Annotated in this window: 1 protein-coding gene; it reads left to right on the top strand. The window is 49.5% G+C overall.

The window, feature by feature from the left end; all coding sequences use genetic code 11:
* A partial coding sequence (fnr, locus tag C5J24_RS31585) for a fumarate/nitrate reduction transcriptional regulator Fnr (protein WP_105423706.1) occupies positions 1-628 on the top strand: 628 nt, incomplete at its 5' end.
* Positions 629-728 lie beyond the last annotated feature (100 nt).

Here is a 728-nt window from a genome sequence, read left to right as displayed (position 1 = left end):
TGATAATATCATTGAGCGGAAGAAGCCTATTCAGAAAGGCCAGACGCTGTTTAAGGCTGGTGATGAACTTAAATCGCTTTATGCCATCCGCTCCGGTACGATTAAAAGTTATACCATCACTGAGCAAGGCGACGAGCAAATCACTGGTTTCCATTTAGCAGGCGACCTGGTGGGATTTGACGCTATCGGCAGCGGCCATCACCCGAGCTTCGCGCAGGCGCTGGAAACCTCGATGGTATGTGAAATCCCGTTCGAAACGCTGGACGATTTGTCCGGTAAAATGCCGAATCTGCGTCAGCAGATGATGCGTCTGATGAGCGGTGAAATCAAAGGCGATCAGGACATGATCCTGCTGTTGTCGAAGAAAAATGCCGAGGAACGTCTGGCTGCATTCATCTACAACCTGTCCCGTCGTTTTGCCCAACGCGGCTTCTCCCCTCGTGAATTCCGCCTGACGATGACTCGTGGCGATATCGGTAACTATCTGGGCCTGACGGTAGAAACCATCAGCCGTCTGCTGGGTCGCTTCCAGAAAAGCGGCATGCTGGCAGTCAAAGGTAAATACATCACCATCGAAAATAACGATGCGCTGGCCCAGCTTGCTGGTCATACGCGTAACGTTGCCTGATTTTTCCGCATAACTCACTATCCTTCTGTCATATCATTAAATTTTTCTGATTTATTGATCTGGCAGAAGGTTCATCACTGTTTCATTCACCAGATATGGG

The organism is Neorhizobium sp. T25_27 (assembly GCF_002968565.1).
In the GTDB taxonomy this organism is placed as follows: domain Bacteria; phylum Pseudomonadota; class Alphaproteobacteria; order Rhizobiales; family Rhizobiaceae; genus Neorhizobium; species Neorhizobium tomejilense.
Note: the sequence above shows the minus strand (reverse complement) of the source record. Positions and strands in the feature narration are given on the sequence as shown.